Here is a 21,185-nt window from a genome sequence, read left to right on the forward strand (position 1 = left end):
CCTGCGGTTCGAGGTTCGACGGGATGTGCGAGGGTCGCGGCGCGCAGCGAGGGTCGGACCGCCCGCTAGGCGGCCTGGGCGGCGAGCCGACCCGGGGTGTCGTCGGTGAAGTCCGCGAAGAAGCCCGCCACCCGGTCGGTGAGCTCGCTCATCCCGTCGCACGCGAACAGCGTCGGCTGGTAGTGCGTGATGTCGTACTCGACCGTGCCCATGGCGTGGAAGTCGATCGGCCGGATGATCGCGTCCCGGAACTCCTCGATCTCGCCGTACGACGAGAGCAGTCCGGCTCCGTAGCAGCGCAGCTCGCCGTCCTCGTGCATCACGCCGAACTCGATCGTGAACCAGAACACGTCGGCCACGAACTGCAGGCCCTCGGGCGTCTCGCACCGCCGCGCGGCCTCACCGGCGCGCCGCTTCACGTCCGCGATCGCGGGGTTCCCGAGCAGATTGCAGTGCCCCACGACCTCGTGGATGATGTCCGGCTCCGGCGTGTACAGCGGCGTCGAGCCGTGCCGCAGGTACTGCGTGGAGTGGAAGACGCCGTCGGCGAGCGAGCCGTAGAACTGGTCGAGCGGGACGAGCCCCGCCGCCGGGTAGAGCTGGAACCCGCTCAGCCGGCTCAGGCCCGCGGAGACCTCGTCCAGCTGGGGCACGCGGTCCGTGGGCAGGCCGAGAGCCTCCTTGCCCTCGAGGAACCCGCGGATCGCGAGCCGCTCGTGCTTCGGTGCGAGCTCGGCGCTCACGGTGCGCCAGATCTCGTTCTCGGCGTCGGTGTACTCGACCTGCGGCACGGGCTCACCCGGCTTCCACCGCAGCGCCGGTCCGGCGATGACCTCCCGGCGGCGCCGGTAGTCGGGATCGTTCGCACCGGGGTGGTCGGGCGCCAGGTGGACCTTGACGCCGTCGTCGTCCTCGGTGACAGGGGCGTAGAGCTGACCTTCCTCGAACATGGCCCGGTTCTACGCCGGAGTGTCGCGCGTCACAACGCCTGTGTGCCTATCGTGTCGTGACATGGGCACGACGGAGCGCCTGGACGACGCCGATCGGAAGATCCTTGCGCTCCTGCGCCGGGACGGGAGGCGCTCGTACGCCGACATCGGCCGCGAGATCGGCCTCTCCACGCCGACCGTGAAGCGCCGCGTCGACCACCTCGAGTCCACGGGGGTGATCCGGGGGTACGCCGCCGTCGTCGACACCGCCCGCCTCGGGCAGGGCATCGAGGCCATCACGGAGATCTACTGCGCGGACCGGACCACGCCGAGCGACGTCGTCGCGAACCTCGCCGGGATCGACGAGGTCGTCAGCGCCGTCACGGTCTCGGGCGAGCCGGACGCCGTGCTGCGGCTCCAGGTCGACGACGTGCGACACCTCGAGCGGGTCATCGAGGACCTGCGGCACCGGCCCGACGTCGTCCGCACCCGCACGATGATCGTGCTGTCCGTGCTCGTGGACCGGCCGACGGCGCTCGGCCGGTAGGCGCGCGCCACCGCAGCACCACGCGGCGCGCCGGCGGCCCCGCGGGGCCGGCTCCGGCCGCCGCCGCGGGTCAGGTCGCGCGGACCTCGACGAAGCCCGACCCCGGCTGGTAGTCGGGCGACTGGTGCCGGAAGTAGGTGTTGTACACGTCGCAGTACGCCCCGCCGGACGCGAGCAGCTCAGCGTGCGTGCCCTCCTCGACGATGGCCCCGGACCGCATGACGATGATGCGATCGGCGTGCTCGATGGTGGAGAGCCGGTGCGCGATCACGATCGACGTGCGACCCGCGAGCACGACGTCGAGGCCCTCCGAGATCTGCGCCTCCGTGAGCGGGTCGACGCTCGCCGTCGCCTCGTCGAGGATGACGATCGAGGGGTCCTGGAGCAGCAGACGCGCCAGCGCGACGAGCTGCCGCTGGCCCATCGACAACGCAGAGCCGTGCTCGCCGACCTCCGTGTCCAGGCCGTCCGGCAGGGCAGCGATCCAGTCGCCGCGCGCCACCTGCCCGGCGGCCGCGCGCACGTCGTCGTCGGAGGCGTCGGGCCGCGGGTAGCGGATGTTGTCGGCCACCGTCCCGGAGAACAGGAACGGCGTCTGCGGGACGACGCCGAGCTGGTGGCGGTAGCCGGCGAGGTCGACGGTGCGCAGGTCGATCCCGTCCACGAGGACCTGCCCGCCCTGGAACTCGTAGAAGCGCATGAGCAGCCGGCCGATCGTCGACTTCCCGGCGCCTGTGTGCCCGACGAGCGCGACGGTCTCCCCCGCCTCGATCGTCAGGTCGAAGTCGCGCAGCACGAGGTGGTCGGCCGTGTAGCCGAACGACACGTCGCGCAGCTCGATCCGGCCGTCCAGCCGCTCGACCGGCCGGGTGTCGTGCTGCCGGACCGCCGGCTCGGCGTCGATGAGCGCGAACACCCGCTCCGACGCCGAGAGGCCCTGCTGGAACTGCGACCAGAACGACGCGATCGACGTCAGCGGCATCCAGAACAGGGCGACGCTCTGCAGGAACAGGTACCAGTCTCCGGCGGAGATGTCGCCGTCGAGCGCCCGGCCGCCCCCGACCTGCACGAGCATGACCGTCGCGAGACCGGCGACGGCGAACAGCGCCGGGAAGATCGACGCGAACACGAACCCCTGCTTGAGCGTCACCCGGTAGTTCTGCGCGTTGATGGGCCGGAACTCGTCGTAGATCGTCTGCTCCTGGCGGAAGTTCTTCGCCACCGAGATCCCGCCCATGGTCTCCTGCAGCGTCGCGTTGACCCGGGCCAACGACCGCTGCTGGTGCCGCGTGGTGTCGCGGGCGATGCGCCGGAAGCCCAGCGCCAGGGCGACGACGACGGGCACGACCCCCATGACCATCAGCGCGAGGGTGACGTTGCGCGTGAACAGCAGGGCCGTCACGAGGCCGACCATGAGGACCTGGCTGACGACGTTGAGCGTCAGCGTGACGACTGTCGCGAAGTCCTCGGTGTCGGACGTCACCCGGCTCACGACCTTGCCGGACGGGTTCTCGTCGTAGAACGACATGTCCCGCTCGAGCACCGCCGCGAACGCGTCCTCGCGCAGGTCGAGGACGACGTCGCCGACCACCCTGGCGGTGTACCAGCGCTGGATGAAGTTGAAGACCCACCCCAGGACGCCCGTCACGGCCACCGCCGTCACCAGCGCCACCACGATCGCCGTCGAGCGATCGGTCACGATCCGGTCCAGCCCCGCGCTGATGATCACCGGCATCGCGGCCTGCATGAGCGCCTGCGCCGTGATCCCGAACGCGACGAGCGCCATGAGACCGCGCTTGGGTCGGAAGTAGGCGACGATGCGGCGCAGCAGGTCGCGGTCGTCGTACGTGCGGTCGTACTGCTCCGCGTCGAGGCCGTCCATGACGAACGCCATCAGCGCACCCCCTCCGCCACCGGCGCGAAGATGCGCCGGTACAGCTCGCACCGGGCGAGCAGCTCCTCGTGGCTGCCCTCGTCCACCAGGCGCCCACCCTGCAGGAGCAGCACCTTGTCGGCCCATCGGATCTGCGACAGCCGGTGGGTGATGAGCAACGTCGTCCGGCCCTCGAGCACACGCTGGATCGCGCGCTGGATCTGGTCCTCGGTGGCGCTGTCGATCGCGCTCGTGGAGTCGTCGAGCACGAGGATCGCCGGGTCCGTGAGCAACGCGCGCGCGATCGCCAGACGCTGCCGCTGCCCGCCCGACAGCGTGACGCCCCGCTCCCCGATGACCGTGTCGTAGCCGTCGTCGAGCTCGGTGATGAACGCGTGCGCCTGGGCGTCCTGCGCCGCGCGGATCACGTCGTCGCGGTGCACCTGCTGGCCCAGGCTGAACCCGATGTTCTCGGCCACCGGCCGGGAGAACAGCACGATGTCCTGCTCGATCGTGGAGATCTGCGAGCGCAGCGAGTCGAGGTTCCAGTCACGCACGTCGACGCCGTCGACCATGACGCGCCCGGAGGTGACGTCGTAGATCCGGTTGACGAGCTTCGTCAGGGTCGTCTTGCCGGCGCCGGTCTCCCCGACGACGGCGACGGTCTGGCCGGGTTCGATCTCGAACGACAGGTCCTCCAGCACCGGCTTGCCGCCGTAGGAGAACGTCACGTTCTCGAACCGGACGGCGCCCCGCATGCCCGACGCGTGACCGCCGGCGTTGTGGTCGAGCTCGGTCTCCTCCCGCATCAGCTCCAGGAGCCGGTCGGCGCTCGCGATGCCGTTCTGCACGAGCGAGAAGGAGAAGATCGAGATGAACGCCGGGAAGCCGAGCAGACCCAGCAGACCCATGTAGGTGATGAGCTGCCCGATCGTGAGCTCGCCGGCGTCGAGCAGCTGCAGCCCGTGCAGGAGGCCGCCGGCCATGGCGACGGCGAGCAGCAGCGTCGGCAGGTAGCGCGCCTGGATCAGGCCCTGCTCGACGAAGGCGTCGCGGTAGCGGCTGGCGTTGCGGTGGAAGCGGCGCTCCTCCTGCGCCTCCTGGCCCGTGGCCTTGACGACCTCGATGCCACGGATCGTCTCGTTCAGCCCCGCGTTGAGGTTCCCGTAGTCCTCGCGCAGCCGCGCGGAGACCGGCTCCAGCCGCCGCACGAACCACCGCACGGACACGATGAACGTGACGGCGAACGCAAGCGGCGCCACGAGCAGCCGCGGGTCGAGGATCGCGATGAAGACGAGCGGGACGATGCCCTGGCTGAGCGAGTCCACGAGCAGGTCGATGCCGGGCGAGAACATCGTGCCGAGCTGGCGGACGTCGCCGGCCCCGCGCGCCATGAGGTCGCCGACGCGCTGCCGGTTGTGGAACGTCTGGCTCTTCCCGAGCAGGCTGACGTACAGCTCCTCGCGGGCGCCCCGCTCCATCCGCTTGGCCAGCACCTCGGACGAGAACCGCGCGACGAAGTCGAGCACCGTGCGGGCCGCCACGATCGCCAGCAGGACGGCGGCGACACCGGTGAGCGCGACGCCCGCGTCGGGTCGCCCGCTGAGCACGATGTCGAACGCCTCGCCGATCTGCCCCGGCATCGCGGAGTTCAGCACGACCATGGTCACGGAGCCGACGAGGAAGCCGATCACGTGCCAGGGGTTGCGCAGCTGGTGGGACAGGATCCAGCGCACCGGGCCGCGGCGGTCGAACACAGGGCTGCCGGCGACGGTGAACTCGGTGCGTGCGGTTGTCACCGTGGGAGTGAACCACGGCACACCGACATCCCGTCAGGGCAATCTTCGGGGGCGAGCGCGTGCCTGCCGGTGCGGCGCTCCAGGGCGACGAGAACGGCTCCGGCCGGGCCACCGCGGGCCCGGCCGGAGCCGTGAGCGGGAGGTCAGCGCAGCCAGCGGTGCTTCCTGACGACGTCCCGCTTGGCCCACCAGCGGCCGAGCCCCCACGTGTCACCGGCGAGCGTGACGGCGGCGATGATGAGCAGCAACGCCTCGTGCCAGTGCGAGTCGACGAGGGGGTTCGTGGCGCCGCGGACGAGCTCGCCGTCCACCATCGTCGTCGCGCTCGGCAGCGCCGCGAGGAACATGAAGAGCATGAGCAGCGTGCCGCCGACGGCAGCGATCCGCAGGCCGGCGCCCGCGATCATCGCGACGCCGATGCCGAGCAGGCCGAGCATGAACAGCCAGTCGCCGAGGGGGTTCGCGAAGAGGCCGAAGAACCCGGCGAACGGCCCCTCGATGCCGTTGATGAACCCCTGGGCGGGCGTGCCGCCGGCCAGCCACGACGCCTCCGGCGGCGTCGAGAAGTTGAGGCCGAACAGCTTGTCGAGGAAGGCCCACAGGAACGTGAACCCGATGACGATGCGGGCGACGGCGAGAACCTTCCGCGCGCCCGGGCGCGTGACGACGGCCTCCTGGGTGGTGACCTCGCGCACGCCGCTCGCCGCGTGGCCGGTGGTCTCGCTCGCGAGCGATGCCCTGGGGCGGTCGATGGTGGTCATGTCGGTGATCCCTCCGGGAACGTGGTCCTCATCTGGTGGACCGCTGACACCATCGTCCAGCGCCGTGCGGGCGGATTCGCGGGGCGAAGGTCCCGCCTGGCAGCCGCGGGATTCCGCGGCTCCTGGGGCTTTGGTCCCGGTTCGTCTCGGCGGCGAGGACGACGACCGCGTCCCCCGGCGGGGGGAGGTCCCTCACCGTCGTCGCGCCTAGGCTCGGGCGGTGCTCACCGAGTTCACGCGCGACGCCCTGTTCACCGCCGGCTGGTTCGGCCTCATGGCGATGGTCTGGTTCGGCTGGGCGCAGGAGGCGCCCCCGAGGTCCTGGCGGGTCTGGCTCGGCGCGGGCTCCGTCGTCGGCACGCTCCTCGCCGTCGGGTGCGGCGTCGCCGTCCCGATGAACTGGGACAGCCCGAGCGCCCTCGAGGGCAGGTACGCCTGGTTCGGCGTGCTCGTGGCCGTCGATGTCCTCGCCGCGGGCGTCGGCTGCTGGGTGCTCGCGCGCCGCGGCGCCGCGCGGTGGATGGCGTGGTGGGTCGCGCTCGTCGTGGCGGTCCACTTCCTGCCGCTCGCGTGGCTGCTCGAGGACGCCGGCATGGCGCTCGTCGGCGCCGGGCTCACCGTCGCCCTGCTCGTGCTGCGCCCGCGGCTGCGCGACCGGCCCGGCCCCACGAGCGCCGTCGTCGGCGTCACGATGGGCGCGACGCTCCTGGCCGCCGGGCTCGTGGCCGCTGCGGTGGGCGTTCCGCAGATCCTGGGCTGACGGCGCTCAGCGCCCAGGCTCCGCCCTCCGCGATCGAGGTCCTAGAGGTACATGCCGGGAGCGCGGTCGTCCTGCAGCGGCGCGTACGCCGGGAGGTCCTGCGGGAGCAGTGTGCGGATGTCGTCCGACGTCGGAGCCGGCAGCTCGATGATGCGCTGGGCCTGCAGCGCCGTGGCCTCCTCGAACACGTTCCGCACGAACCGGCCGTTGCCGAACGCGTTGGGCCGCGGCCTCGGGAGCAGGGACCGCACGGCCTGCTCGACGCCGTACGCCAGCGTGAACCCGCTCTGCGCGGCGACGAGCCGGAAGATCGACCACAGCTCGTCGTCGGAGTAGTCGCCGAACGCGAGGGTCTTCGGGAACCGCGACGCGACGCCCGGGTTCGACTCGAGGAAGCGCTGCATCTCGGCCGGGTAGCCGGCCACGATGACGACGACCTCGTCGCGCCGGTCCTCCATGAGCTTGATGAGCGTGGCGACGGCCTCCTGGCCGAAGTCCCGGGCGGAGTCGCGCGGGACGAGGGCGTACGCCTCGTCGATGAACAGCACGCCGCCGCTCGCGCGCTCGAACACCTTCCGGACCTTCGGCGCGGTCTGACCGATGTACTCCCCCACGAGGTCCATGCGGCTCGCCTCGACCAGGTGGCCCCGCTCGAGCGTGCCGAGCTGCGCATAGATGCGGGCCAGGATGCGCGCGACAGTCGTCTTCGCCGTCCCCGGGTTCCCGACGAACACCAGGTGCCGGGAGCGTCCGGGGTCGGGCATGCCGGCCTCCCGGCGCAGGACGTCGGCCCGCGCCTCGGCGGCCAGCCGGCGGACCTGCTCCTTGATCGGGTCGAGGCCGATGAGCTCGGCGAGGTCAGCCTGCGGGTCGCCGATCACGACGTCCGGAACGTCGTCCGGCGAGCCCTCGTCGTCGTCCCCGCCGTCGGCGAGCGCCAGCGGCACCCCCGCCTCCGGACGCTGCTGCGGGCCGCGGGCTGCCACCCGCTCCGCGATGCCGTCGAGGTACGGGTTGCGCCCCCGGCGCGCCGTGTACGTCTCCTCGACGTCCTCGAGGAACAGGTTCGTGCCGAGCCCTCGACCGTGCCGGGGGACGCCGGGCAGGCCGGCGATCCCCACGCACATCTGGCTCGCGAGCTGCATCCACGTGCGGCACAGGTGGATCTCGCCGGCCATCAGGCCGCGGGCGATCCAGTCGCGGTGCCGGGTCTCGGCGGCGTCGACGTCGAACCCCCGGCGCTGCCGCTCGACGGACGCCGTCACGTCGGCGTAGACCTCGGGCCCGAGGCTCGTGCCGAGTGCCGCCGGCGGTGCGTCGTGGCCGTTCGCGAGCACGAACGCGGCGAGCACGTCGGCGAGCGGCAGCGGACGGGCGACGACGTCGTCGAGCGCCTTGTGCACCTCCGCGAGACCTTCGTAGGACCATGCGACGGCATCGACCCACCCGCTGAGCTCCGGGAGGACGTCGTAGACCTGCGTGTCGAGGTCGTTGCGCCAGAACGCGGTGATGCGCGTCCAGTCGCCCTCGAGATGGAGCTCCCGCATCGACGCGACGTCGAGGATCTGGGTGTACAGGTTCAGCAGCTGCTCGCGGGCCGGCGCGAACGGCGTCACCTCCGCGTACAGCTGGAGGCACTCGATCGAGGCGTGCAGGGCGTTCTCCCGCGCCTCGGGGTCGGTGCCGGCCCAGTCCAGCAGCCAGATCGGCCACGTCACGAGCTCGGCCCGGTACCGGTAGGAGAGGCTCGGCGCCAGCATCTTGCCGGGCTTGAGGAACGGCTCGACGACCTGCCAGGGGAACCTCGAGTGCTCACCGCTGAGGATGGTGCTCCACCCGCCGAGGCACTGCCCGGCCATGAACGCGAAGTGCACGGAACGACGCGTGCCCGGCACGTACGCGTCCCAGTCCTCGCGGGTGCCGGTGGTGTCGGAGGCGGCCAGCCGCGCGAGCGACTCGTGCGTGCGTGCCCACCAGTCGTCGGGGATCCGCCAGGGCGGCAGCGCGCCGACGACGTCGACGTACGGCTCCGCGGACTGGAGCAGGGCGAGGTCGTCGGGCAGGGACAGTCGGGGCACGCGTTCTCCTCGGCGTTCGACGGGGCCTGGCCACAGTCTGGCAGCCACCACCTCGAGTCAGACTCGAGCGGTCGAGTCGGACCTTCCCGCGGGTCTGACTCGACCGCTCGGGACTGACTCGGCGGGAAGGAGGGGGCGCCCGCTGCGGGGAACCAGATATCCGATACCATGAGTCCTAGTTATGCGGCCCGTCGGTCGCGGACGTCTCCGGCCCCCGAGACCCGGCTCAGAGAAGAGGCACCATGGCGCGCTCGACCTCCTCCCGCACCACCCGACCCACGACCGGCTCGGTGAACCCGGCGCCGGCGCGGGCCGCCGTCGTCGGCGGGAACCGCATCCCCTTCGGCAAGGCGGGCGGCGCCTACGCGAGCGCGAGCAACCTCGACATGCTCACCGCCGCGCTCGACGGCCTGATCGCCCGGTTCACGCTGCAGGGCGTGCGGATCGGGGACGTCAGCGCGGGCGCCGTGCTCAAGCACAGCCGCGACTTCAACCTGACGCGCGAGGCCGTGCTCGGCACCGCGCTCGACCCCCACACCCCCGCCTACGACGTCCAGCGCGCGTGCGCCACGAGCATGGAGGCGGTCTGGGGTCTCGCGAACAAGATCGCGCTCGGCCAGATCGACTCCGGCATCGCCGGCGGCGTCGACTCGACGTCGGACGCCCCGATCGTCGTCAGCGACCGCCTGCGCCGCACGCTCGTCAAGCTCAGCCGGGCGAAGACCCTCCAGCAGCGGGTCACGCTCCTCGCCGGGCTGCGTCCGAAGGACCTGGCGCCGGTCGCCCCGAGCGTGAACGAGCCGCGCACGGGGCTCTCGATGGGCGAGCACCAGGCGCTCACCGCCGCGCAGTTCGGCACCTCGCGCGAGGCGCAGGACGAGATCGCCCTGGCGTCGCACCACCAGCTGGCCGCAGCGTGGGAGTCCGGCTTCTTCGACGACCTGGTCACGCCGTTCCGCGGTCTGACCCGCGACGAGGCGCTCCGGCCGGACACGTCCGCCGAGAAGCTGGCCACCCTCCGGACGGTGTTCGGGAAGGGCGAGGGCGCCACGATGACGGCCGGCAACTCGACGCCGCTGTCCGACGGCGCCGCCACCGTGCTGCTGGCCTCCGACGCGTGGGCCGCCGAGCGTGGGCTCCCGGTGCTCGCGCACGTGGTCGACGCCGAGGCGGCTGCCGTCGACTTCGTCCGCGGCGGCGAGGGCCTCCTCATGGGCGGCGCCTACGCCGTCCCCCGTCTCCTCGCGCGCCAGGGCCTGACGCTGGACGACTTCGCGTTCGTCGAGATCCACGAGGCGTTCGCGGCGACCGTCCTCACAACGATCGCCGCGTGGGAGGACGACGCCGAGACCCGCGCCCGCGTCGGCGTGCCCGGGCCGGGCACGCTGGACCGGTCGCGCCTCAACGTGGTCGGCTCCTCGCTGGCGGCGGGGCACCCGTTCGCCGCGACCGGCGCCCGGATCGTCGCGACGCTCGCCACGCTGCTCGCCCGCCGCAAGGCCGAGCTCGGCACCGATGAACCCGTCCGCGGCCTCATCTCCGTCTGCGCCGCCGGCGGCCAGGCCGTCGCGATGATCCTGGAGGCCTGAGCGATGGCAGCGAGCACCCGGGAGAAGGGCGCGCCCCAGATCGCCGACGGCTACCTCGACCTCGTGAACGGCGGCGCCGGGAAGTCGCTCGCGAAGAAGCTCGGGCTGCCCCAGCCGGTGCGGCTCCGGCGCACCGACCCCGCGTCGGTCGACGTGCCGCTGACGCCCGGTCCGGTGCTTGTCGTCGGCGACGGCGATGACGCCGACACGCTCGCACGCACCCTGCTCGGCTGGGACGTCGACGTGCGCCGCGCGAGTGCCGGCGAACCGGTGCCCGACGCCGAGCGGTGGGGCGCCGTCGTCGTCGTGCTGACCGAGCTGGCCACGCCCGCCGACGCCGCGGGGCCGGTGCTGACGACGGCGTCCGTGCTGCGCTCCCTGGCGCGGTGCGCGCGCGTCGTCACCGTCTCCCGGCGAGCCGACGCGACGGACGAGCCCGCGCTCGCTGCGGCCCGCCAGGGCGTCGACGGGTTCCTGCGCTCGCTCGCCAAGGAGCTGCGAGCCGGCGCGACCGGCAACGGGATCGTCGTCGCCGACGGCGTCCCGCTCGCCGCGCCCTCGGTGGCCGGGGCGCTGCGGTTCCTGCTCTCGGCCCGGTCGGCGTTCGTCGACGGCCAGCTCGTGCAGGTCGACTCCGCCGCCGGCGCTGTCCCGGCGGACTGGACGCGCTCGCTCGAGGGGAAGGTCGCCGTCGTCACCGGCGCCGCCCGCGGGATCGGCGCGTCCATCGCGCACGTCCTCGCGCGAGACGGCGCCCGGGTGCTCGGCGTCGACGTGCCAGCGGCCGGCGAGTCCCTCGCGGCGGTGATGAACGAGGTGCGCGGCACGGCGCTCCAGCTCGACATCACGTCCGACGGCGCGGGCGCCGCCATCCTGGAACGCGCGCGGCGCGCCTACGGCGGGCTCGACGTCGTCGTGCACAACGCGGGCGTGCTGCGCGACAAGCTCCTCGCGAACATGAAGCCGGAGCAGTGGGACGCCGTCGTGGCCGTGAACCTCACCGCACAGCTCGCGATCAACGCGGACCTCATGGCGGCGGGGCTGCCCGGGCTCTCGATCGTGTCGCTGGCCTCGACGAGCGGCATCGCCGGCAACCGCGGGCAGACGAACTACGCGTTCTCCAAGGCCGGCGTCATCGGCGCGACCCGGTCCTTCGCGCCGCTGCTGGCGACCAGCGGCGGGCGCGCGAACGCCGTCGCCCCCGGGTTCATCGAGACCGACATGACGGCGTCGATCCCCTTCGTGCCGCGCCAGATGGCGCGCCGCGCCAGCTCGCTCGCGCAGGGCGGACTGCCGGTGGACGTCGCCGAGACGGTGGCGTTCCTCGCGTCGCCGCAGGCCGGCGGCATCACCGGGCAGGTGCTGCGGGTCTGCGGCCAGAACCTCGTGGGCCAGTGATGACGGCGCCCACCGCGGAACGGGTGCTGGACGCCATGCCGTCGCTCGGCGCCTCCTACGGCGCCGTGCTCGGGCGGACGGCGCGGGCGATGGTGACGCGCGAGCGCGTCCCGACCGCTCTCCCGGACGTGACGTTCCGGGTCGACGGCGTCCGTCCCGATCCCGAGCGCCTCACCGCGTACGCACGGCTCGTCGGGGAGAGCGCCGGCGACGCCCTGCCGGCGGGCTCCGTGCACGTCCTCGCGTTCCCGCTCGCGATGGCGGTCATGGTGCGGGAGGACTTCCCGCTCCGACCGCTGGGACTCGTGCACGTCGCGAACTCGATCGCCCAGCTCCGGCCGGTGACTCTCGCCGACTCGCTGCGCGTTCGGGCCTGGGCCGAGCGCCTCGAGCCGCACCGGTCTGGCACGCAGGTGGATCTGGTCGCCGAGGTGTCGACCCTCGACGACGGCGTGGCCTGGCGAGGGCGTTCGACCTACCTCGCGAAGGGCGTGCGCCTGGCGGGGCTCGGCGCTCCCCCCGAGGCGGAGGCGCCGGCGGAGCTCGTCGCGCCGGCACCGACCGGCGAGTGGCGGCTCCCGGCCGACACCGGGCGCCGCTACGCCGCCGTCTCCGGGGACCGGAACCCCATCCACACGTCGTCCCTGGCCGCGCGGGCGTTCGGGTTCCCCCGCGCGATCGCGCACGGGATGTACACGGCCGCGCGCGCGCTCGCGACGGTCGGTCCCGCACGCGGGGACGCGTTCGACTGGGACGTCGAGTTCGGCTCGCCCGTCCTGCTACCGGGGACCGTGAGCGTGCGGGTGGCGCCGCTGGCCGGGGATCAGGGATCGGGCTCCGTCGCGTCGGACGCCCGGGCCGGCTATGGCGTGGTCGGTTGGAACGCGAGGTCCGGCAAGCGACACCTCGACGTGCGGGTGACGCCGCGCCGCTGACGACCCGGGGCCCCCGAGCTGTCACGAATGGCGGTTCGGCCGCCTTCCGGGCCGCCATGTGCGCCCGCTCGCCGGGGGGCTCGGCGTGGGGCCGCTCCCGGCCGCACGCCGGTAGGGTCGCTGCCGTGAGCGACGCACCCGACTTCGGCAGCATCGTCCCGGACACCAAGGACTGGACCTGGGTGCTGCGCCGGCCGTGCCCGGAGTGCGGGTTCGACCCGGCCGAGGTGGACCCCGCGGCGATCGGCGCGCAGGTCCGCTCGTTCACGCCCCGCTGGCGGGCGGCGCTCGGTCGCGAGGGCGCCACCGTGCGGCCGGACCCGGCGACGTGGTCGCCGACCGAGTACGCGTGCCACGTCCGCGACGTCTACCTGCTGTTCGACACGCGCCTGACGGCGATGCTCACCGACGACGACCCGCTGTTCGCGAACTGGGACCAGGACGTGAGCGCCGTCGAGGAGGACTACGCCCACCAGGAGCCGGACCGCGTCGCTGACGAGCTCGCCGCAGCGGCGGAGGTGATCGCCGCCCGGTTCGACGTCGTCGCGTCCGACGACCTGGAGCGCACCGGGCGACGGTCCGACGGGAGCGTCTTCACCGTGCGGACCTTCGGCCAGTACTTCCTGCACGACGTCGTCCACCACCTCCACGACGTCGGCGCCTGATCCGAGCACCCCACCCGTGTCCACCATGTGGACGCTTTCGGGTGACTTATCCACGGATTTCGTCAACAGGGCTGGGGACAGCTCTAGCGATCCGCAGCGCTGGGCCGGGGCGAGTGTGGACGAACCTGTGCGCGATCTGTGCACGAAGAATTGGTCCCCGTGAGGGGTTGTGACGCCCGCCACGGCCGAGCAAGATCTCCACATCGGCCAAGCCGGAGAGCAGGACCGGGGAGACCCGGACCAGCACGAGGGCCCAGCCGATGCGGTCAAGGTGATCGACGTCGGACCGGGGCAACCCGGATCGACGCGTCGGACCGGGGCAACCCGGATCGACACACCGTGACGGGGAGACCCTGATCGGTGCACCGTACCGGGGCAACCCGGATCGGTGGTCGTGACTCTCGGCCGGAGCGAGATGGCAGGTCACCGAGCCACTCCCGTCGGGGAAACCCGGCAGGAAGACGATCGACGACGTCGGCACGGCAGGCACCGGATCGCAGATCGTGGTTCGCACCGCTCTCGGTGAACCGGGTTTCCCGGGACGTGGAGCGTCGGTGCGGAGCTGCTCCGTCGGGCAGTGTCCAGGTCGGGACGAGGTCACACTCGTCGCGACGAGGATCAGCGGTCACAGAAGGGCCCCTCGGACGCCTACTCCGAGGGGCCCTTCGCCTGTCCGTGACCGGGCGCGTGCGGCTCAGGAGACCCCAGCCCCGCGCCGGCGGTCCCTAGGCTCTCACGTGCCACCTTCGGTCCAGGCCACGGGGCGGCAAACACGTGGTTACAGTCTCCTCGTGCACACCTCGTCGGCCGGGCGACGGCGCCCGGCGGTCGCGCCGCTCCTTCTGGCAGCGGGGCTCGCCGTCGCCACGCTCGCGGCGTGCGGGGACGGGACCCCCGGCGGCCCGGTCGACCTCGACGGAGACTGGCGCCTCGTCTCCGCGACGATCGACGAGGCGGCGCTCGTCCTCCGGGACGACTACCCCGTGACCCTGCAGGTCGAGGGCACCGAGGCGTCCGGTACCTCCGCGTGCAACGGCTACTTCGCGACGGTCGAGCCGACGTCGGACTCGGTGCGCTTCACCGGGATCGGGGGCACCGAGATGGCGTGCGAGGACGACGTCATGTCGCTCGAGGCGACCTACCTCGAGGCGCTCGGCAGGGTGACCGAGGCGACGCGGGACGGCGGGCTCACGCTCGAGGGCGACGGCGTCACCCTGGCGTTCGAGGCTGTCCCGCCGCTCGACGCGACGCCGTTCGTCGGCCCGGAGTGGCTGCTGCTGACGCTCGTGGAGGGCGAGACGGCGTCGAGCCCGCTCGCCGGCGCGCAGCCGGCCACGCTGCGGCTCGCCGACGACGGCTCCCTCGCCGCCACCACGGGCTGCCGGTCGATGACGGGGACGTGGGAGGAGCGGGCCGGGGAGATCGTGCTCACCGATGCCGCTCTCGACGGCGACTGCCCGACGGCGCTCGCCCGCCAGGACGCCCTCGTCGTCGCCGTCCTCGGCGACGGGTTCACGGCAGAGGTGGACGACCTCGGCGAGCTGCACCTGCGCTCGTCCGGCGGGTTCGGGCTGGACTACACGACGGCGGTCCGGCTCCCCACGACGCCACCCGACGACGAGATCAGCACGCCGTCGCCGGCACCGACGAGCTGAGCCGCCGGGCGAGGCACAGCGACGTCGGGTCCCCGGCGTACGGGGGATACGTCTCGATCGGCGTGAAGCCGAGGCCGGTGTAGAGCGCGATCGCCTCCGGCTGCAGGCGTCCCGTCTCGAGCACGAGCGCCCCGACGCCCGCCCGCCGCGCGTGCCCCTCGGCGCTCGCCATCAGCGCCCGGGACAGACCACGACGGCGGGCGGCGGGCGACACGTACAGCCGCTTCACCTCGGCGGCCCGCACGTCGCCGAGCGTGTCCCGCACGCTGCCGGCGGCCGCGGCCGAGAGCTCGCACACCGCCACCGTGCCGACCGGTTCGTCGCCGATGCGGGCGAGCAGCGTCGTCACGGCCCGGGCTCCCACGCCGGCGTCGGCCTCGAGCGGGTCGCCGTTCACCGCGTCGCCGGTCGCTCCCTCGACGTGCAGCAGCGTGTAGCGCCGGCGCAGCTCGTCCTGCTGCGCCGCGCGCAGGCCGCGCACGCGCCCGTCCGCCCAGGTGACCACGTCGAGGACCGCCGCCCCGGCGGCCACGCCCCGGCCGCCGTCGTCACCGTCCAGGTGCAGCACGCGGGCCAGGAGCGCGTCCGTGCCCTTCGGCCCGGTCGAGCGCACCCGCACGTCGACGTAACCCTCGCGCTCGTACAGGGCGCGAGCCCGCACGTTCTCGACGTTCACGGCCAGCGCCGCCAACGGGATCCCGCGCGCCGCGATCCGCTCCTCCGCCACGCGCAGGAGCGCGCTCCCGATCCCCCGGCCGCGCGAGGACGGGCGCACGTAGAGCCCGGAGATCTCCGGGACACCCGGAAGCGCTGCGGCCTCCTCGGGGCGTCCGAAGCCCTGCCACTTCACGCCGACCGACCCGAGCGGCGTGCCGTCGTCGGACGCCGCCAGGAACGCGTCGAGCGTGTCGGTGGACTCCTGGAGCGCGATCCTCATGCGCGACGACCCGGTGCGTCAGGCAGCGATCAGCGAACCGAGCACCGAGGTGAAGAAGCGCAGGCCGTCGGTGCCGGCGCGCGGACCGTCCGCGCCCGCGGGGCCGAACCCCGGCTCCACGGCGTGCTCCGGGTGCGGCATGAGGCCGACGACGTTCCCGCGCTCGTTCGTGACGCCCGCGATGTCGCGCCGGGAGCCGTTCGGGTTGACGCCGCCGTAGCGGAACACGACGCGCCCCTCCGCCTCCAGCGCGTCGAGCGTGCGCTCGTCCGCCATGTACTGGCCGTCCTGGTTCTTCAGGGGGATCGTGATGCGCTCGCCCTCGGCGAAGTCCCGCGTCCAGGCCGTGCCCGCGTTCTCGACGACGAGCTCCTGCTCCCGGCAGACGAACGTCAGGGCCTCGTTCTTGATCATCGCGCCGGGCAGGAGATGCGCCTCACACAGGACCTGGAACCCGTTGCAGATGCCGAGCACGGGCAGCCCGCCTCTCGCGGCGTCGACGAGGGCCCCCATCACCGGCGCGAACCGGGCGATCGCCCCGGCGCGCAGATAGTCGCCGTAGGAGAATCCGCCCGGCAGGACGACGGCGTCGACGCCGGCCAGGCCGCCGTCCGCGTGCCAGAGGGCCACGGGCTCGGCGCCGGCGAGGCGGACGGCGCGGAGCGCGTCGCGGTCGTCGAGCGACCCGGGGAAGGTGACGACGCCGATCCGCGCGCCGGACGGCGTCGTCATGCCGGTCCCTCGGCCGCCGCCGGCAGCGGCGCCGCGCCCTCGTCCTCGATGGCGGCCACCCGGACGACGTCCTCGATGACCGGGTTCGAGAGCAGTGTCTCGGCTGCCCGCTGCACGAGGTCGAGCACCTCGGCGGTCACCTCGCCGTCGACCTCGAGCTCGAACCGGCGGCCCTGGCGGACCTCGGTGATCCCGGCGAACCCGAGCCGCGGCAGGGCGCCGAGCACGGCCTTCCCCTGCGGGTCGAGGATCTCGGGCTTCGGCATGACCTCGACGACGACGCGTCCCATCGGCGTAGCTCTCCGGGGTGGGGGATGACGGCGGCCCGAGTCTATCGCCCGGCCCACCGGCACCGGGACGCGGGGAGTTCTCCCCTGCCTGGAGCTCGCCGTCCTCGGCACCGGACGTCGCACGTGCCCGCGCGTACTGCGAAGATGACCGGCATGGACATCGAGCGTCAGCAGCAGCAGCAGATGGACGCCGCGCGCGCCCTGCACGCTGCCGTGCAGAGCCACGACTTCGCCGAGGCCACGATCGAGTGGTCGCAGGCCGGCGCCCAGCACAGCGGTCGCGCGCACGTGCACACCCGGGACGGCGGGGTCGTGCGGATCGACGTGCCCGACGGCGCCGTGACAGCGCTCGGGCAGCTCCGCCGCGAAATGGCCGAGCCGGAGAAGGGCACCTGGCTCTCGACGACGCTGACGCTCGCGCGCGACGGGCGGACGTCGATCACGTTCAACTACGACGAGCGCCCGTACTGGAACTCGCCCGGCCCGACGATGGCGCAGGCGCCGGCCGGCGAGCCGATCCCGACCGACGAGCAGTGGGACGCCGACCTGCGGTACTACCCGCGGGAGCCGTCGCTCGTCCCGCCGTGGCTGCGCGACTCGGTCGCGACGCCGGGCGCGGCGTCGCGGGCGCTGCGCACCCGGCTCGACGCGAGCGGGTACCCCCCGTCCGGCGTGATCCTGCTCGGCGAGAAGCCCGAGACCCCGCCCGTGGAAGGTGCGATGGAGGTCCGCCAGACCGGCCCGCACCGGTTCGCCGCCGGCACCCGCGACTACGGGGTGTTCGAGCAGTACTTCGAGGGCACCACCGAGAAGCAGGCGTGCGACTGGCTCTGGGACTACCTCGTGCGGCCCGTCGCCCCGGCGACGGTCGTGCCGGCGCACGACCTGCAGCAGAGGGCAGCCGGGTACCAGCACGCCTACGCCGGCGTCTACGCGCAGCTGCAGCAGATGGGCCAGGGCGCCACCGTCACCACGCTGCAGCCGGGTGTGGCCCTGGATCGGCTCGGGGCGATCGACGGCGTCTACCTGTTCCCGTGGGGCACCCCGTACGAGAACCGTTCGCTGCCGCCGTCGGCCGTCACCGGCGACGCGCGGCTCTACCAGTTCGTGACGGCCGTCCCGCTCCACGTCGAGGCCGAGATCGTGCCGCCGTGGTTCGGGCGACCCGGCGGCGCGCTGCGCTTCAGGATCGCTCAGAACGGGACGGGCGTGCGGCAGCTCGTCCAGAACGGCACGCTGCTCGAGGTCCGCGTCCAGGGCTGAGGTTCCGTGAGGGGGCTCCCCGAGCCTCCGCGAGCGGGTCCCGAGGCCCCGTCGCTAGAAGGCGCGCCCGGTCAGCCGCTCGTACGCCTCGACGTAGCGCGCGCGGGTCTTCTCGACAACGTCGGCGGGCAGCTCGGGCGGCAGCGCGCCGCCCGTGCGGTCCCAACCGGACGCCGGCGAGGCGAGCCAGTCGCGCACGTACTGCTTGTCGAAGCTGGGCTGCGGGCGACCGGGCTGCCAGGTCTCGGCGGGCCAGTAGCGCGAGGAGTCCGGCGTCAGCACCTCGTCGCCGAGGACGATCTCGTCAGTCCCGGGCCGCCGTCCGAACTCGAACTTCGTGTCGGCGAGGATGATCCCCCGGCCAGCGGCGATCTGAGAGGCGCGCGTGTAGAGCTCGAGCGTGAGGTCACGCAGCCGGGTCGCGACGTCCTCACCGACCTCCGCTGCCGCCTTCTCGAACGTGACGTTCTCGTCGTGCTCACCGAGGTCGGCCTTGGTGGCCGGCGTGAAGATCGGCCTCGGGAGCTTCGACCCCTCGACCAGGCCTGGCGGCAGCTCCACCCCGCACACCGCGCCGGTCTCGCGGTACTCCGCGAGCCCCGAACCGGCCAGGTAGCCGCGCGCCACGCACTCGACCGGGTACATGTCGAGGCGGCGGCAGATCATCGCGCGGCCGGCGACGGCGCCCGGCACGTCGAGGCTGACGAGGTGGTTCGGGACGACGTCGGCGAGCTGCTCGAACCACCACACGCTGAGCGCCGTGAGGATCGCGCCCTTGTCGGGGATCGGCGTCGGGAGCACGTAGTCGTACGCGCTGATGCGGTCGCTCGCGACGAGGAGGACGACGGCGTCGGCCGGTTCGACGGCGAGCGATCCGGCCGGCGGGGCGTCCGGCACGTACAGGTCGCGGACCTTGCCGGAGGCGACGTGCCGCCAGCCGGGGACCTGAGGGGCGGCGGGCGGCGGGGCGTCACTCACGCGGCTCAGTCTGGCAGGTGGTCCGTCCCGCCGCGGCGACGCGACGCGGATCGCCGCCGCCTGCCACGACGGAGCGCACTCTCCGCTCCTCGCCCGACGTCGCCGTCACCGGGGTTGCGCGGGGTCGGCTATGTCTATTAGCTTTTTCGCTATGCCCATGACCCCAGGGCGCGAGACGCCCTCCTCGTCCGCTCCGCTCAGCGCCACGACGCGGATCGGTGCCCTCGCCGCCGCCGTGTCGGGCGTCCTCTTCCTGGCCTTCCCGCTGCTGCGCCCGTGGCCGGACGAGGCGACGGCGACACCGGAGCTGGCGGCGGCGTTCGCCTCGGATCGCTGGATGCTCGCCCACGTGAGCGGCGCCGTCGCGCTCCTCCTCGTCCCCGGGGCGCTGCTCGCCGTGGCCGGGCTCACCCGCGTGACACCCGGGGCGACGGCGGCGCGCGCCGCGACGGTCGCCGCGTGGCTGAGTCTCGCCGGCATCCTGCTCTTCTTCGGCGCGGAGACGTTCGGCATCCACGTCATCGCGGCCGAGGCCGTCCAGACGTGGGACCCGTCGTTCCTCGACGCCGTGGAGGATCTGCGCAACCAGCCTCTGGCGGTGACCCTGTTCGGGGCCGGCCTGGTGCTGCTCGCCGCGGCCGGCGCGCTCCTCGCCGTCGCGGTCTGGCGGTCCGGGTCCCGGCGCTGGGCGGGCCTCGCGTTCGGGGCCGCACTCGTGGGTGTCCTGCCGCAGTTCTTCACCCCGCCGTCGGTCCGCATCGCGCACGGGGTGCTCTACGCCGTCGGCGCGCTGATCCTCGCCGCATGGTTGACTCGCGCCGCCGCTGCGCGATCCGGACGCCGACCGTCCGCATGACTGCCTACCGTGGCCGCATGACGACGACGCGCCCGTTCGAGCTCCATGTGCCCGACGCCGACCTCGCCGACCTCGCGCGCCGCCTCGACGTGTTCCGCCCGCTGCCGGACTCCCCCCGCCGCCCGGCGTCCGGGATGACGAGCGCCTACCTCACCGAGCTCGTCACGTCGTGGCGAGCGCTCGACTGGCGGAAGCGCGAGGCGTGGCTCAACGGACACCCGCAGTTCCTCGCGGACGTCGAGGACACCACGATCCACTTCGCCCATCTCCGCTCGGCGGACCCGGACGCACCCGCCGTCCTCGTGATGCACGGGTGGCCGCACACGTTCGCGCTGCAGCTGGACTTCGCGGACCTCCTGCCCGACGTCCACGTCGTCGTCCCGAGCCTGCCCGGCTTCGCGTTCTCGTCGGCGTACTCCGGCAACCCGATCACCGAGGCCCGCCTGGCGCACACCATGCACCGCCTCATGACCGACGTGCTCGGCTACGACCGGTTCGTCACGTACGGCGAGGACGTCTCCGCGAACGTCAACGACCTCATCGCCGCGAGCTACCCCGAGTCGGTGGCCGGCATCCTCGTGACGCACTCGCACTTCCCGAGCCGTGAGGAGCGAGCACGGCTCACGGCACCCGACGAGGTCGCGTTCTTCGACCGGATCGACGCGTGGGGCGGAGCGAACGGCGCCTACGGCCACGTGCAGGGCACGCGGCCGGACACGCTCGCCGCAGCGCTCAACGACTCGCCCGCCGGCCTGCTGGCCTGGATCGCGGAGAAGCTCGTGGAGTGGAGCCACACGCCGCCCGGCGACCCCGCCGCCGTCGAGCGGCGCATCTCGCGCGAGCGGATCCTCACGGAGGCGATGCTCTACTGGGTCACGCAGAGCATCTCCACGTCGTTCCGTCCCTACTACGAGGGAGCCGACCAGCCGGACGCGATGCCGCCCGTCACGGTGCCGGCCGCCGTCCACGTCCAGCGTCACGAGGGCGACTACCCGGAGTCGCTCGCGCGGGCGTACTACTCGGACCTGCGCACGTTCTCCCGGCTCGAGGAGGGCGGCCACTTCGCGGCGGCGGAGGTCCCGACGGTCATGGCCGAACGCCTGCGGACGTTCGTCGCGGGCCTGGAGCTCCGCTAGCCGG

The 21,185-nt window shown here is 73.1% G+C and carries 19 protein-coding genes; 10 read left to right on the plus strand and 9 right to left on the minus strand.

What is annotated here, in order from left to right:
• Nucleotides 1-65: 65 nt before the first annotated feature.
• On the minus strand, nucleotides 66-950 hold the full coding sequence (locus BCAV_RS18025; protein WP_015884057.1) for a phenylalanine 4-monooxygenase: 885 nt from the start codon (nucleotides 948-950) through the stop codon (nucleotides 66-68).
• A gap of 61 nt (nucleotides 951-1,011) precedes the next feature.
• On the opposite strand from BCAV_RS18025, the gene BCAV_RS18030 reads away from it, so the two are divergent.
• Nucleotides 1,012-1,476 carry an Lrp/AsnC family transcriptional regulator gene (locus tag BCAV_RS18030; RefSeq protein ID WP_015884058.1) on the plus strand — a complete coding sequence of 155 codons (465 nt, stop codon included), beginning with the start codon at nucleotides 1,012-1,014 and terminating at the stop codon, nucleotides 1,474-1,476.
• A 70-nt stretch (nucleotides 1,477-1,546) separates the two neighbouring features.
• Here BCAV_RS18030 and BCAV_RS18035 read toward each other — a convergent pair whose 3' ends face one another.
• The 3 genes from BCAV_RS18035 to BCAV_RS18045 form a co-directional block, all read right to left on the minus strand.
• Complete coding sequence (locus BCAV_RS18035; RefSeq protein ID WP_015884059.1) at nucleotides 1,547-3,370, minus strand: ABC transporter ATP-binding protein; 1,824 nt, start codon at nucleotides 3,368-3,370, stop codon at nucleotides 1,547-1,549.
• The gene (locus tag BCAV_RS18040; protein WP_043350488.1) at nucleotides 3,370-5,148 is read right to left on the minus strand and encodes an ABC transporter ATP-binding protein; all 1,779 of its coding nucleotides are present in this window, start codon (nucleotides 5,146-5,148) and stop codon (nucleotides 3,370-3,372) included. The genes BCAV_RS18035 and BCAV_RS18040 overlap by 1 nt, the downstream gene beginning before the upstream one ends.
• Nucleotides 5,149-5,291: 143 nt before the next feature.
• Nucleotides 5,292-5,909, minus strand: a complete 618-nt coding sequence (locus BCAV_RS18045; protein ID WP_015884061.1) for a hypothetical protein — start codon at nucleotides 5,907-5,909, stop codon at nucleotides 5,292-5,294.
• A 220-nt stretch (nucleotides 5,910-6,129) separates the two neighbouring features.
• Between BCAV_RS18045 and BCAV_RS18050 the strand changes: the two genes are divergently transcribed.
• The gene (locus tag BCAV_RS18050) at nucleotides 6,130-6,669 is read left to right on the plus strand and encodes a hypothetical protein (RefSeq protein ID WP_015884062.1); all 540 of its coding nucleotides are present in this window, start codon (nucleotides 6,130-6,132) and stop codon (nucleotides 6,667-6,669) included.
• A 41-nt stretch (nucleotides 6,670-6,710) separates the two neighbouring features.
• Here BCAV_RS18050 and BCAV_RS18055 read toward each other — a convergent pair whose 3' ends face one another.
• Nucleotides 6,711-8,747, minus strand: a complete 2,037-nt coding sequence (locus BCAV_RS18055) for an AAA family ATPase (RefSeq protein WP_015884063.1) — start codon at nucleotides 8,745-8,747, stop codon at nucleotides 6,711-6,713.
• 242 nt (nucleotides 8,748-8,989) lie between these two features.
• Between BCAV_RS18055 and BCAV_RS18060 the strand changes: the two genes are divergently transcribed.
• The 5 genes from BCAV_RS18060 to BCAV_RS18080 all read left to right on the plus strand — a co-directional run bounded on the left by BCAV_RS18060 (nucleotide 8,990) and on the right by BCAV_RS18080 (nucleotide 14,989).
• Complete coding sequence (locus tag BCAV_RS18060) at nucleotides 8,990-10,336, plus strand: acetyl-CoA C-acetyltransferase (RefSeq protein WP_015884064.1); 1,347 nt, start codon at nucleotides 8,990-8,992, stop codon at nucleotides 10,334-10,336.
• Nucleotides 10,337-10,339: 3 nt separating this feature from the next.
• A complete protein-coding gene (locus tag BCAV_RS18065) occupies nucleotides 10,340-11,734 on the plus strand; it encodes a 3-oxoacyl-ACP reductase (protein WP_015884065.1) in 1,395 nt (464 codons plus the stop codon).
• Nucleotides 11,734-12,669, plus strand: a complete 936-nt coding sequence (locus BCAV_RS18070) for a MaoC family dehydratase (RefSeq protein ID WP_015884066.1) — start codon at nucleotides 11,734-11,736, stop codon at nucleotides 12,667-12,669. Before BCAV_RS18065 ends, BCAV_RS18070 begins: the two co-directional genes overlap by 1 nt.
• Nucleotides 12,670-12,794: 125 nt before the next feature.
• Nucleotides 12,795-13,334, plus strand: coding sequence for a DinB family protein (locus BCAV_RS18075; protein WP_015884067.1), 540 nt, complete (start codon nucleotides 12,795-12,797; stop codon nucleotides 13,332-13,334).
• A 791-nt stretch (nucleotides 13,335-14,125) separates the two neighbouring features.
• Nucleotides 14,126-14,989 (plus strand): META domain-containing protein, encoded by an 864-nt coding sequence (locus tag BCAV_RS18080; RefSeq protein ID WP_015884068.1) that lies wholly within the window; start codon nucleotides 14,126-14,128, stop codon nucleotides 14,987-14,989.
• On the opposite strand, the gene BCAV_RS21800 is transcribed toward BCAV_RS18080, so the two are convergent.
• From BCAV_RS21800 to purS, 3 genes are read right to left on the minus strand one after another with little or no spacing between them, the layout of a single operon-like run.
• Nucleotides 14,958-15,926 carry a GNAT family N-acetyltransferase gene (locus BCAV_RS21800; protein WP_015884069.1) on the minus strand — a complete coding sequence of 323 codons (969 nt, stop codon included), beginning with the start codon at nucleotides 15,924-15,926 and terminating at the stop codon, nucleotides 14,958-14,960. The genes BCAV_RS18080 and BCAV_RS21800 overlap by 32 nt on opposite strands.
• 18 nt (nucleotides 15,927-15,944) lie before the next feature.
• Nucleotides 15,945-16,658 (minus strand): phosphoribosylformylglycinamidine synthase subunit PurQ, encoded by a 714-nt coding sequence (purQ, locus tag BCAV_RS18095; protein ID WP_015884070.1) that lies wholly within the window; start codon nucleotides 16,656-16,658, stop codon nucleotides 15,945-15,947.
• Nucleotides 16,655-16,948, minus strand: coding sequence for a phosphoribosylformylglycinamidine synthase subunit PurS (gene purS, locus BCAV_RS18100; RefSeq protein WP_015884071.1), 294 nt, complete (start codon nucleotides 16,946-16,948; stop codon nucleotides 16,655-16,657). Before purS ends, purQ begins: the two co-directional genes overlap by 4 nt.
• A gap of 153 nt (nucleotides 16,949-17,101) precedes the next feature.
• Between purS and BCAV_RS18105 the strand changes: the two genes are divergently transcribed.
• Entirely contained in the window at nucleotides 17,102-18,211 is a 1,110-nt protein-coding gene (locus BCAV_RS18105) for a TNT domain-containing protein (RefSeq protein WP_043347498.1), read from the plus strand.
• Nucleotides 18,212-18,265: 54 nt separating this feature from the next.
• Here BCAV_RS18105 and BCAV_RS18110 read toward each other — a convergent pair whose 3' ends face one another.
• Complete coding sequence (locus tag BCAV_RS18110; protein WP_015884073.1) at nucleotides 18,266-19,189, minus strand: phosphoribosylaminoimidazolesuccinocarboxamide synthase; 924 nt, start codon at nucleotides 19,187-19,189, stop codon at nucleotides 18,266-18,268.
• Between the two features lie 151 nt (nucleotides 19,190-19,340).
• Between BCAV_RS18110 and BCAV_RS18115 the strand changes: the two genes are divergently transcribed.
• Both BCAV_RS18115 and BCAV_RS18120 read left to right on the plus strand, forming a co-directional pair.
• Entirely contained in the window at nucleotides 19,341-20,045 is a 705-nt protein-coding gene (locus BCAV_RS18115) for a hypothetical protein (protein WP_015884074.1), read from the plus strand.
• Nucleotides 20,046-20,062: 17 nt separating this feature from the next.
• A complete protein-coding gene (locus BCAV_RS18120) occupies nucleotides 20,063-21,181 on the plus strand; it encodes an epoxide hydrolase family protein (protein WP_043347503.1) in 1,119 nt (372 codons plus the stop codon).
• The last annotated feature ends 4 nt before the right edge of the window (nucleotides 21,182-21,185 follow it).

This window comes from Beutenbergia cavernae DSM 12333, from assembly GCF_000023105.1.
Classification (GTDB): domain Bacteria; phylum Actinomycetota; class Actinomycetes; order Actinomycetales; family Beutenbergiaceae; genus Beutenbergia; species Beutenbergia cavernae.